Annotated in this window: 1 pseudogene; it reads left to right on the top strand. The window is 39.3% G+C overall.

Annotated features, from left to right (window positions below):
* Nucleotides 1-181 (top strand): annotated as a pseudogene (locus ACFINS_RS10840) (hypothetical protein); the annotation flags it as partial.
* Nucleotides 182-298 lie beyond the last annotated feature (117 nt).

The raw sequence follows: 298 nt of genomic DNA, 5'->3' as shown, positions 1-298 counted from the left end.
TGATGCATACAGGAGCAAATCTTTGGATAAAGTTTTACGAGCAGAGTTTGCTTGCCTTGATAATAACCAAGGGAAAGCGGTTGAGTTGGTAACTGTAGCCTCTTCGACTCAAAGAAGAGGTTCAAGGGGTGGGGGAAGACGATGGCGTACTCAATTTTCGCGAGGTCCTATGAGTTTTTAATAAGCAAAGCAGTAATATCAGAAGGTATGATTTTAATCTTTCTAAGTGGTGACATTTAAAAGAGGAAGTTTTCTTTAGCTAACTTAAAAGTCGACTATTCACAGTGTTTATTTGGGG

It is taken from the genome of Bartonella sp. AA2SXKL (assembly GCF_042197205.1).
In the GTDB taxonomy this organism is placed as follows: Bacteria; Pseudomonadota; Alphaproteobacteria; order Rhizobiales; family Rhizobiaceae; genus Bartonella.
Note: the sequence above shows the minus strand (reverse complement) of the source record. Positions and strands in the feature narration are given on the sequence as shown.